This window comes from Streptomyces manipurensis (assembly GCF_049570255.1).
In the GTDB taxonomy this organism is placed as follows: Bacteria; Actinomycetota; Actinomycetes; order Streptomycetales; family Streptomycetaceae; genus Streptomyces; species Streptomyces manipurensis.
The window spans coordinates 5,554,758-5,569,334 of sequence record NZ_CP186950.1 but is presented as its reverse complement, the minus strand read 5'-3'; the positions used below and the strand labels follow the sequence as shown (position 1 = coordinate 5,569,334).

Here is a 14,577-nt window from a genome sequence, read left to right as displayed (position 1 = left end):
TACTGGATAGCCTCGACTCGTCAGCAGGAGGCAGATCCGATGTCAACCATGTGGAGCGAAGCCGTTCTTCCGGGGCTCGCGTTATTGCTGTTCATATGCTGTGGGACGGAACTGGTCCTGCGCCGCTTCTTCAAGGGGCGCACGATCCTCACCCGGCGCAGCAACGCTCGGCGCCCTTTGACGGGTCACGCGTTCGACGAGTTCAACGTGATCTTCAATGCGAACAAGCTGGTCGAGGTGGAGCAGCAGCAACTGCAGGAAGTGCTCCGCGACGACGAGGGCGACGGCGCCCCGCCGCGGACACGCATCGACCTGGACAAGGGCATCGCCAGCATCGTCATGCCCAACGAGGACGGGACCGCCAGTCCCCGGGCGGTCGACGACGACCGGTCGAAGGCCGACGAGGGTCCTCCCCGGTGACGCCGTCGCAGACGCTCTACCTCCTCCTCGACCTGGCCCTGATCATCGCCATGGCGCGCGTTCTTGGGGCGGCCGCTCGGGCGTGCGGCCAGCCGGCGGTCATCGGCGAGATAGTCGCCGGTGTCCTGCTGGGACCCACACTGCTCGGCGCTCACTTCGCGGGCGTCCTCTTCCCTTCCGAGGTTCGACCGCTGCTGAGCGCGCTCGCCGGTGTGGGACTCGCCCTCTTCATGTTCGCCGTCGGCTTGGAGATGGATCTCGGCGTCCTGCGCGGAGGGGGCCGGGTCACCCTGTGGGCGACCACCTTCTCGACAGTGCTGCCGCTCGGTCTGGGTGCCGTGCTCGCATGGCTCCTGGCGGATCGCTACGGCCACGGCCCCCTCCCGGCGTTCGTCCTGTTCTTCGCGGTCGCCATGGCCGCGACGGCCTTCCCCGTACTCGCTCGGATCATCGCCGACCGCGGGCTGACCCGTACCCGGGTCGGTACGACCGCCCTGACGTGCGCGGCCGTCACCGATCTGCTGGTCTGGATCCTCCTGGCGGTGGCGGCCGCACTGGCCACGGGGGCGGACCTCGACTGGCGTCTCGCCCTGCTGGTGCCGTACGCCGTCCTGATGATCACTGTCGTCCGGCCCCTGCTCCGCAAGGCGGGCGAAGTGAGCAGGCGCAGGGGGATCCGGGGGACGGAATCCGGCTCCGGCAAGGACGTGAACCTCCTGGTCCTGGTGCTGGCCGGGCTCCTCCTGTCGTCGGCCTGCACCGAGTGGATGGGGCTGCACTACATCTTCGGAGCGTTCCTGTTCGGCGCCGTCGTGCCGCGGGAGGGCGCCGGCCCACTGCGCGACGGCGCACTCCAGCGGATGGAACCACTGTCCAGGCTGCTCCTGCTGCCCGTGTACTTCGTGATGGCCGGCCTCAAGGTCGACCTCTCCCGACTGGACTTCGGGGACCTCGGCACCTTGGCCGCCATCCTCGTGGTCGCCATGACCGGGAAGCTCCTCGGCGCCTACCTCGGGGCTCGTCTCGGCGGTTTCGGCAGACGGCCCGCGGCCGCGCTCGGCGCCCTCCTGAACACCCGCGGCCTCACCGAACTGGTCGTCCTCGGGGTGGGACTGGAACTGGGACTGCTGGACGGGACGCTGTACTCGCTGATGGTCGTGATGGCAGTGACGACCACGGCGCTCACCGGCCCGCTGCTGACCCGGATCCTGCCGGCAGCCGGGAGGAGCGGACCGCCGGCCGCACCCTCCGCCCCCGCGGAGAAGCGCGCGGAAGCCGGAACGGCCCGTGAGACGGTCCCGGCGGCCGAGAAGTAGGCGGTTGCCGGGTCCTGCTCGGCAGCACCCCCAGGGTCCCGTGTCGCCGGGCCCGAATGTCGGCCGGCCACACGGACCACCCGCACCCCGTGAACCGGACGGCCGGCACGGTGCGCCGTCGGGAAGGAGGTGCGGCCGGCAGCGCCTCCTCAGCCCCTGTCGCCCACCGCCTCCCGCGGTGCCAGGCACTCGGCCAGGTACTCGGCGATCGCCCTCACGGTGGGCCGGTTCCACAGCAGGGTCGCGGGCAGCGTGAGCCGGAACAGCCGCTCCAGGCGCCGACCGGCCGCCACCGTCATCACCGAGTCCATGCCCATCTCGGCCCGTCATCAGCTGCCTCAAACCGCCCGGCGCCCCCTCCCGTCGGGCGACACGCGGGCCTGTACAGGCCCGGCGGGCGGGCCCCAATGTCCAGCCGATGCTGCCGTCGCCGGGCGCTTCTCCACACGAAGCTCACCTCTGGGCGTTACCCGCACCCTTACTCGGCACCAGCAGGTCGACCCTCTCCTCGCTTACGAGCCCCGATCCCTGCGGCACCTAAGGTGACCACCCGCCCCTCGGACGCGTTCACAAACAGCCTGAACATCTCGCCCGCGGGGTTTGCCAGGCCCGCCGCCACCCCGGCGATCTACTACAGAGTGTTACCACGCACGGGATTGTCCGAGACGCCCGCAGGGAAAGGGCAGCACGACCCGACTGCGCCAAAGCCACCTCCCCGACGGGAACCACAGCCCGTCCCGGGAGGTGACTCACCCGCCATGTCACCCCGTCAGAAGAAGCGTCCGGCGTGCGTCACACGCCTCAGATTTGCGTCAAGATATCGCCCGTAACGCACGTAGCGCACATAACGCACACTCGACGAAACCGCAGGTCAGTCACCCTTTGCGGCAGGCTCAAGGATCGCGACGCACTCGACATGGTGGGTCATCGGGAAGAGGTCGAAGACGCGGAGGGTGCGGGGGCGGTAGCCGAAGTCGCGGAAGTAGCCCAGGTCCCGGGCCAGGGCCGCCGGGTCGCACGCGACGTAGGCGATGCGGCGCGCCGAGAGGCCGGCCACGTGGCGGACCGTCTGCTTGCCCGCGCCCGCGCGGGGCGGGTCCAGGACGACCAGGTCGCACTCCGTGATGCCGGTCTTCGGGAGGACCGTCTCGACCTTGCCCTGTTCGATGCGGACCCGGGGGAAGTCCGCCAGGTTGTGCCGGGCGTCCTCCACCGCGCGCTTCGTGGACTCGATGCCGAGGACCGCGCCCGTCTCGCCGAGGCGTTCCGCGAGGGCGCCCGCGAAGATGCCGACGCCGCAGTAGAGGTCGAGGGCCATCTCGCCCTTGCGCGGCATCAGGCCCTGCATGACGGCCTTGATCAGGGTGTCCGCGGCCTGCGGGTGGACCTGCCAGAAGCCGCCCATGCCGACGCGGTACGTACGGCCGTCGGCGCGCTCCCGGACGAAGGGGCGGCCGTGGACGCGGTGGACGCCGCCGTCCTTCTCCTCGACGCGGAGCACCGAGACGGGCTTGTCCAGCTCGACCAGGGGCAGCCGGCCGCCCGGGCGGGGGGTCAGGACGACCTGGCGGTCCTGGGAGCCCGTCGCGGCGATCGCCTCGACCGTGGCCATCTGGGGCCAGTCCTGCTGCTCGATGCCGAGTTCGCTGACGCCCGGAGAGGCGATCATGCAGTGGTCGACGGGCTCGATGTCGTGCGAGCGGTGCTTGCGCAGGCCGGCCCGGCCGGTCTCGTCGATGGCGTACTGGACGCGGGTGCGCCACTGCGGCACCTGGCCCGCCGGGAGCTTGTCGCCCTCCGCGGGCATGACCGTGCCGTCCCAGCCGGCCTCCTCCGGGGTGAGTCCGGCGAGCCGCTTCAGCTGCTCGGCGACGACCTCGCCCTTGAGCCGGCGCTGGGCGCCCGGCTTGGCGTGCTGCCAGTCGCAGCCGCCGCACTTGCCGGGGCCGGCGTACGGGCAGGGGGCCTCGACGCGGTCCTTGGAGGCGTCCAGCACGGTGACGGCGTCGGCGCGCAGGAAGCGGGAGTCCGTCTCGCCCTCGGTGACCTTGGCGATCACCTTCTCGCCGGGGAGGGTGTGACGGACGAACAGGACCCGGCCGTCGGAGGTGCGGGCGATGCAGTGGCCGCCGTGCGCGACGGGGCCGACCTCAACCTCGTACTCCTCCCCGACCAGTGACTGCTTCTCGTTCTGCTGCGTCATGGCGGGGTGGCTCCAAGGATGAGAAAACCGGAAAAGTGAAACGGCCGGACGACCGACCCACCAGTTTACGTGGATCTCGTCCGGCCGTTCACCAACCGGTTCAGCCCTTGTCGGCCGGGGCCTTCGGGGGCCGCGGGGTGTCCACCGGGCCGCGGCGGACGGAGCCGGGGGCGTTCCAGTCCTGACGCTTCTTCGCCCGCCGCTTGGCGAGTTCCGAGGACTCCAGCTGGTAGGGCACGGAGGTGACCATCACGCCCGGCGTGAAGAGCAGCCGGCCCTTGAGGCGCAGGGCGCTCTGGTTGTGCAGCAGGTGCTCGTACCAGCGGCCGACGACGTACTCGGGGATGTACACGCTGACCGCGTCGCGCGGGTTCTCGCTGCGCAGGCCCTTGACGTACTCGACCACCGGGCGGGTGATCTCGCGGTACGGCGAGTCGAGGATCTTGAGCGGGACGTTGATCCTGCGCCGGTCCCACTCCTCGCGCAGGGCCTTGGTCTCGGCCGGGTCGACGCTGATGCTGAGCGCTTCGAGGGTGTCGGAGCGGGTCAGCTTGGCGAAGGCCAGAGCGCGCAGGGTGGGCTTGTGGACCTTGGAGACCAGGACGATGGAGTGGACCCGGGAGGGCCGCACGCTGTCGTCGCTCGGGCCCTCGGCGGCGGCGATCTCGGCGGAGACCCGGTCGTAGTGCTTCCGGATCGCGGTCATCGTGCCGTAGAAGATCACCATGCCGAGCAGGGCGACCCAGGCGCCGTGGGTGAACTTGGTGGCGAGGACGATGACCAGGACCATGCCGGTGAAGAACGCGCCGAAGGTGTTGATCGCCCGGGAGCGGTGCATGCGCCGGCGGGCGGCGGCGTCGCGCTCGGTCTTCAGGTACCGGTTCCAGTGCCGGACCATGCCGATCTGGCTCAGCGTGAAGGAGACGAAGACGCCGACGATGTAGAGCTGGATCAGCTTCGTCGAGTCCGCGTCGTAGATCCAGACGAGCAGGATGGCGGCGCCGGCGAGGAGCACGATGCCGTTGGAGAAGGCGAGGCGGTCGCCGCGGGTGTGCAGCTGGCGCGGCAGGTAGCGGTCCTGGGCGAGGATCGAGCCGAGCAGCGGGAAGCCGTTGTAGGCGGTGTTCGCGGCCAGGAAGAGGACGAGCGCGGTGGCCGTGGCCAGCAGGATGAAGAGGACGCTGCCGCCGCCGAAGACGGCCTCGCCCACCTGGGAGATGACCGGGTCCTGGACGTAGTCCGGGCCGACCGGCACGCCGTCGTCCAGCAGGTCCACCGCCGGGTTCTCGGCCATCCGCACGTCGGTGGCCATGGCCAGGCCGATGATCCCGCAGAACATGGTGACCGCCAGGCCGCCCATGAGGGCCAGGGTGGTCGCGGCGTTCTTGCTCTTGGGCTTGCGGAAGGCGGGGACGCCGTTGCTGATGGCCTCGACGCCCGTCAGCGCGGCGCATCCCGAGGAGAAGGCCCGGAGCAGCAGGAAGACCATGGCGAAGCCCGCCAGGCCCTTCTGCTCGGGCTCGATCTCGAAGCCGGCAGTGGGCGCCGTCATGGTCTCGTCGAGGACGATGCCCTTCCAGGCACCCCAGGCGATCATGATGAAGACGGCCGCGACGAAGACGTACGTGGGGATGGCGAAGAGTTTTCCGGACTCCTTCACGCCGCGCAGGTTCATCAGCGTGAGCAGGAGGATCATGACGATCGCCGAGAGCACCTTGTGCTCGATGACGAAGTGCACCGCGGAGCCGAGGTTCTCGACGCCGGAGGAGATCGACACGGCGACGGTCAGGACGTAGTCGACGAGCAGGGCGCTCGCCACGGTCAGACCGGCCTTGGGGCCGAGGTTGGTGTTGGCGACCTCGTAGTCGCCGCCGCCGCTGGGGTAGGCGTGGACGTTCTGCCGGTACGAGGCGACGACGGTGAACATCAGCACGACGACCGCGAGGGCGATCCAGGGGCTGTACTGGTATGCGGAGACGCCCGCGATCGACAGGACCAGCAGGACCTCGCCCGGGGCGTAGGCCACCGAGGAGAGGGGGTCGGACGCGAAGACGGGTAGGGCGATCCGCTTGGGAAGGAGGGTTTCCCCGAGGCGGTCGCTGCGTAGCGCCCGGCCGATCAGGATCCGTTTGGGCACGTCGGTCAGTTTGGACACGCAGAGGATCGTAAGCGTTCGAAATGGGACTGACGAACCCCCCACCCCCTCGTACCGCAATCCCGTTGCAATTCCTCCCCGAGCGCGCCACGACAGTCGCCCGGGGGGCTCCCCCGGTGACCACCCGTGTGTAGCTTGGGGCGTGGTCTGAGACCCTGTTTATCCAGAGCATGCAATGAGGCTGGGATTCAGCGCGTCGCTGACAGCCGGAAGGACGGCCGTGCACATCGTCATCATGGGCTGCGGAAGAGTGGGCTCCGCCCTCGCGCAAACCCTGGAACAGCAAGGTCATACGGTCGCAGTCGTCGACCAGGACCCCACCGCGTTCCGCCGGCTCGGCGCCGGCTTCGGCGGGCGTCGCGTCACCGGGGTCGGCTTCGACCAGGACACCCTGCGGGAGGCGGGAATCGAGGACGCGGGAGCGTTCGCGGCCGTCAGCAGTGGTGACAATTCCAACATCATCGCCGCCCGCGTGGCCCGCGAGATGTTCGGTGTGGAGAACGTCGCGGCCCGCATCTACGACCCCAAGCGTGCCGAGGTCTACCAGCGCCTGGGCATCCCCACCGTCGCCACGGTGCGGTGGACCGCCGACCAGATGCTGCGCCGGCTGCTGCCGTCGGGCGCCGAGCCGCTGTGGCGCGACCCGAGCGGCGGTGTGCAGCTCGCCGAGGTGCACACCTCCCCCTCGTGGATCGGGCACAAGGTCAGCAAGCTCCAGGACGAGACCGGGGTCCGTGTCGCGTTCCTCACCCGGCTGGGCGAGGCGATGCTGCCGACGTCGCAGACCGTGCTGCAGGAGGGCGACCTCGTCCACGTGATGATGCGCACCGACGAGATCGACAAGGTCGAGGCGGCGTTCGCCGAGGGGCCCGAGGAGGCACACGCATGAGGGTCGCTATCGCCGGGGCAGGCGCGGTGGGCCGCTCCATCGCGGGCGAACTGCTGGAGAACGGCCACGAGGTGCTGCTCGTCGACAAGGCGCCGACCGCCATCTCGGTGGAGCGGGTGCCGCAGGCCGAGTGGCTGCTCGCCGACGCCTGCGAGATCACCTCGCTCGACGAGGCCGCGCTCCAGCGCTGCAACGTGGTCATCGCCGCGACCGGTGACGACAAGGTCAACCTCGTCGTCTCGCTGCTCGCGAAGACCGAGTACGGGGTGCCGCGCGTGGTGGCCCGCGTCAACAACCCGAAGAACGAGTGGCTCTTCAACGAGTCCTGGGGCGTGGACGTCGCCGTCTCGACGCCGCGCCTGATGTCGGCGCTGGTCGAGGAGGCCGTCAGCGTCGGCGACCTGGTGCGGCTGCTGCGCTTCAGCCACGGCGACGCCAACCTGGTCGAGCTGACCCTGCCGGCGGACTCCTCCGTCGCGGGGACGCAGATCAGCGAGATCAGCTGGCCCGAGGACACCTCGCTGGTCACGATCATCCGGGGCAACCGGGTGCTGACGCCGCACGGCGAGGAGACGCTGGAGCCGGGCGACGAGCTCCTCTTCGTCGCCGCGCAGGCGCGCGAGGAGCAGCTGGAGGACCTTCTCCAGGCGCGCCGCTGACCGTGGCCCTGCGGGCTCGCTCGACGGACGAAGGGGGCGCACCCGGCCGGGTGCGCCCCCTTCGGGCTTCCCGCGCCCTGGGGGGCGCAGGAGCCGTGGTGTGCGGTGGGGCGGCGCCCCGGGCACCGCTTCAGGTCGCCCGCCGACGTCTTCCGGCCGTTGGGGAAACGACAGGGGCGGGCCGGCCGCGTGGCCGGTCCCGCCCCTGTGCTGCTGCGGCCGTAGGACGCTACGGCTTGCGGTGGGACGTCGCCTTCGTCTTCGCCGCCTTCTCGGCGGCCTCCTCGGCCTCCCATTCCGCGATCACGTCGATCGGCGGCGGCGCCTTGGCCAGGAAGACCCAGGTGAAGTACACCGCCAGCACCATCGGCGGGAGCTTGAGCGCGATCAGCACCCAGCCCAGCTGCGTCGCGTCGCCCCACCAGTACAGCGGGAAGAGGATGGCGTACTTGGCGAGGAAGATCAGGCCCCAGGCCAGGCTGGCCTTGGTGTAGGCCTTCTTGCGCCCGGGGTTGCGGGTGCGCCAGGAGAGGTTCTCCCGGAACACCGGCCCCAGGATCACGCCCAGCAGCGGGAAGCCCACGAGGGCCGAGAGCGTGAAGGCCACGCCCAGGCCGACGCCGTAGATCATGCCGGGCAGGTAGAAGCCCTTGGCGCTGCCCGTGAACAGGGCGAAGGCCACGCCGACGCCGACGCCGAAGACACCGCTGAAGGCGTGCTTGACGGTGTCCTTGCGCGCCAGCCGCACGATCACGAGCAGGACCGCGACGGCGCCGGCGGCGATCGCCGACATCTTCACGTCCTTGTTGATCGTGTAGATCATGACGAAGAGCAGCCCGGGGAGCATCGTCTCCACGGTGCCCCGGACGCCTCCGAAGGCGTCGAAGAGCGCCGCCTGGGTCACGGCCTTCTGGTCGTCGCCGGGAGGGGCGTCCGAGGGGGCGCCGGAAGGCGTGGCGGCGGGGTCCGGAACGGACGGTTTGTCGAGTGACGTCACCGGTTACTGCTCCTGTCCGAGCGGTCGGAGTTCGTACTTCGGGTTGAACAGCACCCGACGGCCGTGGCTCAGGGAGATGCGCCCTGAAGCGATCATGCGCCGTCCGGGCTCGATTCCCACGATCGAGCGACGCCCGAGCCAGACGACGTCCAGGGCGCCCGAGCCGTCGAACAGCTCCGCTTCCAGGGCGGGTACGCCGGCCCGCGGCCGCAGGGTGACCGTACGCAAGGTGCCGGTCACCTTGACTATCTGACGGTCGTCGCAGTCGCAGATCCGCGTGCACCCCGCGGCTTCTGCGTCCTCCTGCAGCTCCGCCGAATGCAGCTCCTCCTGGGAGGTGGACAGCCGCTCGATCATCCGGCGGAACCGGCCCGCCGGCCTGGCCGGCCTGACGGGCTTCTCGGGACGCGGTTCAGCACTCATACAGGAAAGCCTACCGGCGCGCCCACTACCGCTCGAAGCGGTATCCCATGCCCGGTTCGGTGATGAAGTGCCGCGGATGCGAGGGGTCCGCTTCGAGCTTGCGGCGCAATTGGGCCATGTAGACCCGCAGATAGTTGGTCTCGGTGCCGTACGAGGGCCCCCACACCTCCTGCAGCAGCTGCTTCTGGCTGACGAGCTTGCCGCCGTTGCGGACGAGCACCTCCAGCAGGTGCCACTCGGTCGGCGTGAGCCGGACGTCCCGGCCGTCGCGGACGGCCTTCTTCGCCGCCAGGTCGACGGTGAAGCCCTCGGTGGTCACGACCACCTCGTCCTCGCCGGCCCCGGGCGACGGCTCGGCCCGGCGGACGGCCGCCCGCAGCCGCGCGAGGAGCTCGTCCATGCCGAAGGGCTTGGTGACGTAGTCGTCGGCGCCCGCGTCGAGGGCCTCGACCTTCTCGTCGGAGCTGTGCCGCGCGGAGAGGACCAGGATCGGCACCCGGGTCCAGCCGCGCAGGCCCCTGATCACCTCCACGCCGTCCATGTCGGGCAGGCCCAGGTCGAGCACGACCACGTCGGGGTGGCGGGCCGCCGCCAGCTCCAGCGCGCCCGCGCCGTCGGCCGCGGCGTCCACCTCGTACTTGCGTGCCTTCAGATTGATCACGAGGGCTCGGACGATCTGCGGCTCGTCGTCCACCACGAGCACCCGGGTCATTGCGGTCCTGCCTTCTGTCGCGTCCTGTGGTCACGGTCGTGACCGGTTTCGGGTCGGGGTCCTCCGGGGCCGTCCGCCGCCGGTCCGGATACGTCGCCGTCCAAGGTGCCACGGTCCCCGGCGCCCCGGGCGCCCGCGCCGCCGGGGCGACCGTCGGCGGCCGGGTCCGCGGCGACGTCCGGCCCGTCCCGGCCGGGCCCACGGGCCACCGCCCGCAGGGTCAGCACCATGGTCAGCCCGCCGCCCGGGGTGTCCTCGGCGGCCAGCGTTCCGTCCATCGCCTCGGCGAACCCGCGGGCGACCGCGAGTCCGAGGCCCACTCCGGCACCGCGCGGGGCGTCCCCGTAGCGCTGGAAGGGGGCGAAGATCCGGTTCTTGCCCTCGTCGGGCACGCCGGGCCCGCGGTCGACGACCCGGACCTCGACGCGGTCGCCGAGGCAGCTCGCCGCAACCAGGACCGGCTCGCCCGCCGGGCTGTACTTGACGGCGTTCTCCACGACGTTGGCCACGGCCCGCTCCAGCAGGCCGGGGTCCACCGCCACCATCGGCAGGGCCTCGGGCACGTCCAGCACCACGCTGTCCTCCGGTACGCCGCCCAGCGCCATCGGCACCACCTCGTCGAGGTCGATCTCCCGGATCAGCGGGGTCACGGTGCCGGTCTGCAGGCGGGACATGTCCAGGAGGTTGCCGACGAGGTGGTCGAGCCGGTCGGCGCCGGCCTCGATGCCCTCCAGGAACTCGGCGCGGTCCTCCTCGGACCAGTCCACGTCGTCGGAGCGCAGCGAGGTCACGGAGGCCTTGATCGAGGCCAGCGGGGTACGCAGGTCATGGCTGACGGCGGCGAGCAGCGCGGTCCGGATCCGGTTGCCCTCCGCCGCCCGGCGGGCTTCCTCGGCCTCGCCGACCAGCCGCTGGCGGTCCAGGACCACGGCCGCCTGGGCCGCGAAGGCGCCGAGCACCCGGCGGTCCTCGGCGGGCAGCACCCGCCCGGACAGGGCCAGCGCCATGTGGTCGCCGATGGGCATGTCGACGTCGGCGTCCTCGGGGCGGGCGGCGGGGTTCGGGCCGACGCTGCCCGCGGGCCTCCACGGCTCGACGTCGTTCGTCCGTTCCAGCAGGGCGACGGACTCCATGGCGAAGGTCTCGCGCACCCGTTCCAGCAGGGCGTCGAGCGTGGTCTCGCCGCGCAGGACGCTGCCGGCGAGGAAGGAGAGGATCTCGGACTCGGCGCGCAGCCGGGCGGCCTGGTGGGTGCGGCGGGCGGCCAGGTCCACCACGGAGGCGACGGAGACGGCGACCCCGAAGAAGACGGTGATGGCGACGATGTTCCTGGGGTCCGAGACCGTGAGCTGGTGCAGCGGCGGCGCGAAGAAGTAGTTCAGCAGCAGTGAGCCGAGGGCGGCGGAGGCGAGGGCCGGCCACAGTCCGCCCAGCAGCGCGGCGGCGACCGTCAGGGAGAGGAAGAGGAGCATGTCGTTGGCGAGCCCGAGGTCGGCCTCGATGTGCGTGAGCAGCAGGCACAGCAGGACGGGCAGGACGGTGCCCACGATCCAGCCGGCGACGACGCGGGCGCGGCCGAGCCGGGCCGCGGAGCGGGCGACGGGCAGGCCGCGGCCCTTGGCGACGGCCTCGTGGGTGACGATGTGGACGTCGAGGTCGGGGCCCGAGTCGCGGGCGACGCTGGCACCGACCCCGGGGCCGAGCACGTACTGCCAGGAGCGGCGGCGGCTGGAGCCGAGGACGATCTGGGTGGCGTTGACTCCGCGTGCGAAGGCGAGCAGCGCGTCCGGGATGTTGTCGCCGATCACATGGTGAAACGTTCCGCCCAGGTCTTCGACGAGGGTCCGCTGGACCGCGAGCTCCTTGGGCGAGGCCGCGGTCAGCCCGTCGCTGCGGGCGATGTAGACGGCCATGATCTCGCTGCCGGACCCCTTGGCCGCCATCCGCGCGGCCCGCCGGATCAGGGTGCGTCCCTCGGGCCCGCCGGTGAGCCCGACGACGATCCGCTCCCGCGCCTGCCAGGTCGAACGGATGTCGTGTTCTCCGCGGTACTGCTGGAGGTACTCGTCGGCGCGGTCGGCCACCCACAGCAGCGCGAGCTCGCGCAGGGCGGTGAGGTTGCCGGGCCGGAAGTAGTTGGAGAGGGCGGCGTCCACCTTCTCGGGGGCGTATATGTTCCCGTGCGCCATCCGCCGGCGCAGCGCCTGCGGGGACATGTCGACCAGCTCGACCTGGTCGGCCCGGCGGACGACCTCGTCGGGCACGGTCTCGCGCTGCCGCACCCCGGTGATGGACTCGACGACGTCGCCGAGGGACTCCAGGTGCTGGATGTTGACGGTGGTGACCACGTCGATCCCGGCGCGCAGCAGCTCCTCGACGTCCTGCCAGCGCTTGGCGTTGCGGGAGCCGGGGACGTTGGTGTGCGCGAGTTCGTCGACGAGGGCGACGGCGGGCCTGCGGGCCAGCACGGCGTCCACGTCCATCTCGGTGAAGGCGGCCCCGCGGTGCTCCAGGGTGCGCCGTTCCACCTGTTCGAGGCCGTGGAGCATGACCTCCGTGCGCGGCCGCCCGTGGTGCTCGACGAAGCCGACGACGCAGTCCGCGCCGCGCTCCACCCGGCGGTGCCCCTCGGAGAGCATCGCGTAGGTCTTGCCCACACCGGGTGCCGCGCCGAGATAGATCCTGAGCCTGCCGCGTCCCATGCGCTCATTCTCGGGGACGTCCGCGACGCGCACGCACCGATGGGCGCCCGGCGGCCGATCTCTGACGGATCCCTGACGCGGGCACGCGGCCCGGTCCGCCCGCGTACACGGCCGGTGGGCCCCGTCTCCGCGGAGACGGGGCCCACCGGCCGTGTACGCGTCACTCCCCCGGCGCGCCGGGGCGTCCCGGGGTCAGCGGACCTCGGTGATCTCCGGGCCGCGCTCCAGCTGGCCCATGCCGCCGCCGAACCGGGAGTTCTCCTGGTCCTCGGTCTGCACGCCGTCCGGCACCATCTGGGCGTCGTTGGGGAGCTTCAGGACGATCGGGTCGCGGGGGGCCATCGGGCCCTCGCCGCGGACGACGACGGTGTCCCGGAAGATCTGCTCCAGCACGCCCGCGGCCTCGGGGCGCACCGCGCCCTGGCCCGAGATGACGCCGCGCAGGAACCAGCGGGGGCCGTCCACGCCGACGAAGCGGACCAGCTGGGCGCCGGTCTGCCCGTCCGGGAGCGGCACGGGCACCTGGGCCCGCAGCTCCCAGCCCAGGGTGCCCTGGACCTCGTCGATCAGGCCGCCCTGCTGGGTGATGCCCGCGGCGATCTCGTCGCGGACCTCGCCCCAGATGCCCTCCTTCTTGGGGGCGGCGAAGGCCTGCAGCTGCACGGCGCTGTCGCCGAGGACCACGGTCGCGGCGACGATCGCGTCACCGGCGACCTCGACGCGCAGTTCCATGCCCTCGACGCCGGGTACGAGGATGCCGCCCAGGTCGACCCGGCCGTCGGCCGGGTTCCCGGGCACCTCGGAGACGTCCCACGGGCCGTCGGGCCGCGGGGCCGGCGGCAGGTTGAGGCGCCGCGGCGCGTCGCTCTCCTGCTCGCCCGTGTCGTCCTGCTCAGCGGAGGCGACGCCGTCTACGACCTGCTCGGCCGCGCCGCCGTCCCTGGCGGAGTCGTTCTTCTTGCGACGTCCGAACACGTCACTGTCCTTCCCGGTCGGTTACGACCGAAGCGTAGCCATTCCCACCCTGCTGACCAGCCCCGGATCCGGCCACGGCCGCATGGCCGCCGGTGGAGCCGAAGCCCCCCTCGGCCCGGGCCGAGCCGGGAAGTTCCGCCACCTCGTGGAAGCGCACCTTCTCGACCCTCTGGACAACCAGCTGGGCAATGCGGTCGAAACGCTCGAACCGGACGCTCTCGCGAGGGTCGAGATTGACCACGATCACCTTGATCTCTCCACGGTACCCGGCATCCACCGTCCCCGGGGCATTCACGAGCGCGAGCCCGCACCGGGCGGCCAGGCCCGACCGCGGGTGCACGAACGCCGCGTAGCCGTCGGGCAGGGCGATGGAGACACCGGTGGGCAGCACGGCGCGCTCGCCGGGCGCCAGCTCGGCGGCCTCGGTGGTGACGAGGTCGCAGCCGGCGTCGCCGGGGTGACCGTAAGCCGGGATCGGGACCTCGGGGTCGACGCGGCGGATCAGCACGTCGACGGAGGCGTGGTTCTGGGACATCAGGGGTTCACCTCAAAGGCGCGTGCGCGCCTGACCTGGTCCGGGTCGGCCATGGCCGCCTGGATCTCCTCGGGCCGTCCGTTGTCGATGAAGTGGTCGACCTTCACTTCTATGAAGAGGGCGTCGGCGCGGACGGCGACCGGGCCCTCGGGCCCGGCTATGCGGCCGACGGCCGTGCAGTAGATCTTCCGGCCGGCGACGGCGGTGACCTCGGCCTCCAGGTGCAGCACGGTGCCCACGGGCACGGGCCGCACGAAGTCCGTCTCCAGCCGTCCCGTCACGGCGATGACCCGCAGCAGCCAGTTCAGGGAACCGAGCGTCTCGTCGAGGGCGGTGGCGAGCACCCCGCCGTGGGCGAGCCCCGGCGCGCCCTGGTGGGCGGGCCTGACCGTGAACTCGGCGGTGACGCTCACCCCGTCCCCCGCGCGCGCCTCCAGGTGCAGGCCGTGCGGCTGGCCGCCCCCGCAGCCGAAGCAGTGCTCGTAGTGCGCACCGAGGAGTTCGCCCGGGGCCGGCGCGTCGGGGTGCCGGACCGGCGCCGCGGCGTCCGCCGGGGGCGTCAACGCTGTGTTTCGTCCACTCACAGCCGCA

Annotated in this window: 14 protein-coding genes; 4 read left to right on the top strand and 10 right to left on the bottom strand. The window is 71.6% G+C overall.

From position 1 onward, the window contains the following. Window positions 1-39: 39 nt before the first annotated feature. Window positions 40-420, top strand: coding sequence for a DUF6191 domain-containing protein (locus ACPU2J_RS25720; protein ID WP_423834071.1), 381 nt, complete (start codon window positions 40-42; stop codon window positions 418-420). After that, a complete protein-coding gene (locus ACPU2J_RS25715; RefSeq protein ID WP_423834070.1) occupies window positions 417-1,736 on the top strand; it encodes a cation:proton antiporter in 1,320 nt (439 codons plus the stop codon). The genes ACPU2J_RS25720 and ACPU2J_RS25715 overlap by 4 nt, the downstream gene beginning before the upstream one ends. A 149-nt stretch (window positions 1,737-1,885) precedes the next feature. Here ACPU2J_RS25715 and ACPU2J_RS25710 read toward each other — a convergent pair whose 3' ends face one another. From ACPU2J_RS25710 to ACPU2J_RS25700, 3 genes are all read right to left on the bottom strand, one after another. Further along, entirely contained in the window at window positions 1,886-2,053 is a 168-nt protein-coding gene (locus ACPU2J_RS25710) for an acyl carrier protein (RefSeq protein ID WP_423834069.1), read from the bottom strand. A 554-nt stretch (window positions 2,054-2,607) separates the two neighbouring features. Then, on the bottom strand, window positions 2,608-3,939 hold the full coding sequence (locus ACPU2J_RS25705; RefSeq protein WP_423834068.1) for a class I SAM-dependent RNA methyltransferase: 1,332 nt from the start codon (window positions 3,937-3,939) through the stop codon (window positions 2,608-2,610). Between the two features lie 100 nt (window positions 3,940-4,039). After that, window positions 4,040-6,094: an APC family permease gene (locus tag ACPU2J_RS25700; protein WP_420079345.1), complete on the bottom strand. Its 2,055-nt coding sequence runs from the start codon at window positions 6,092-6,094 to the stop codon at window positions 4,040-4,042. Window positions 6,095-6,314: 220 nt separating this feature from the next. Between ACPU2J_RS25700 and ACPU2J_RS25695 the strand changes: the two genes are divergently transcribed. Continuing rightward, window positions 6,315-6,983, top strand: a complete 669-nt coding sequence (locus tag ACPU2J_RS25695; RefSeq protein ID WP_361589215.1) for a potassium channel family protein — start codon at window positions 6,315-6,317, stop codon at window positions 6,981-6,983. Next, a complete protein-coding gene (locus ACPU2J_RS25690; RefSeq protein WP_030650639.1) occupies window positions 6,980-7,642 on the top strand; it encodes a potassium channel family protein in 663 nt (220 codons plus the stop codon). Before ACPU2J_RS25695 ends, ACPU2J_RS25690 begins: the two co-directional genes overlap by 4 nt. 229 nt (window positions 7,643-7,871) lie before the next feature. On the opposite strand, the gene ACPU2J_RS25685 is transcribed toward ACPU2J_RS25690, so the two are convergent. From ACPU2J_RS25685 to ACPU2J_RS25655, 7 genes are all read right to left on the bottom strand, one after another. Beyond that, complete coding sequence (locus ACPU2J_RS25685) at window positions 7,872-8,639, bottom strand: DUF3159 domain-containing protein (RefSeq protein ID WP_361589217.1); 768 nt, start codon at window positions 8,637-8,639, stop codon at window positions 7,872-7,874. Window positions 8,640-8,642: 3 nt separating this feature from the next. Continuing rightward, on the bottom strand, window positions 8,643-9,062 hold the full coding sequence (locus ACPU2J_RS25680) for an OB-fold nucleic acid binding domain-containing protein (protein WP_361589220.1): 420 nt from the start codon (window positions 9,060-9,062) through the stop codon (window positions 8,643-8,645). A 25-nt stretch (window positions 9,063-9,087) separates the two neighbouring features. Then, window positions 9,088-9,774, bottom strand: a complete 687-nt coding sequence (locus tag ACPU2J_RS25675; protein WP_361589223.1) for a response regulator — start codon at window positions 9,772-9,774, stop codon at window positions 9,088-9,090. Next, the gene (locus ACPU2J_RS25670) at window positions 9,771-12,476 is read right to left on the bottom strand and encodes a DUF4118 domain-containing protein (protein WP_423834067.1); all 2,706 of its coding nucleotides are present in this window, start codon (window positions 12,474-12,476) and stop codon (window positions 9,771-9,773) included. The genes ACPU2J_RS25675 and ACPU2J_RS25670 overlap by 4 nt, the downstream gene beginning before the upstream one ends. Window positions 12,477-12,668: 192 nt before the next feature. Then, window positions 12,669-13,451 carry a DUF3710 domain-containing protein gene (locus ACPU2J_RS25665; RefSeq protein WP_365496282.1) on the bottom strand — a complete coding sequence of 261 codons (783 nt, stop codon included), beginning with the start codon at window positions 13,449-13,451 and terminating at the stop codon, window positions 12,669-12,671. Between the two features lies 1 nt (window position 13,452). Continuing rightward, the gene (gene dut / locus ACPU2J_RS25660) at window positions 13,453-13,986 is read right to left on the bottom strand and encodes a dUTP diphosphatase (protein ID WP_420079348.1); all 534 of its coding nucleotides are present in this window, start codon (window positions 13,984-13,986) and stop codon (window positions 13,453-13,455) included. After that, window positions 13,986-14,570: a PaaI family thioesterase gene (locus ACPU2J_RS25655; RefSeq protein WP_361589233.1), complete on the bottom strand. Its 585-nt coding sequence runs from the start codon at window positions 14,568-14,570 to the stop codon at window positions 13,986-13,988. The genes dut and ACPU2J_RS25655 overlap by 1 nt, the downstream gene beginning before the upstream one ends. Window positions 14,571-14,577 lie beyond the last annotated feature (7 nt).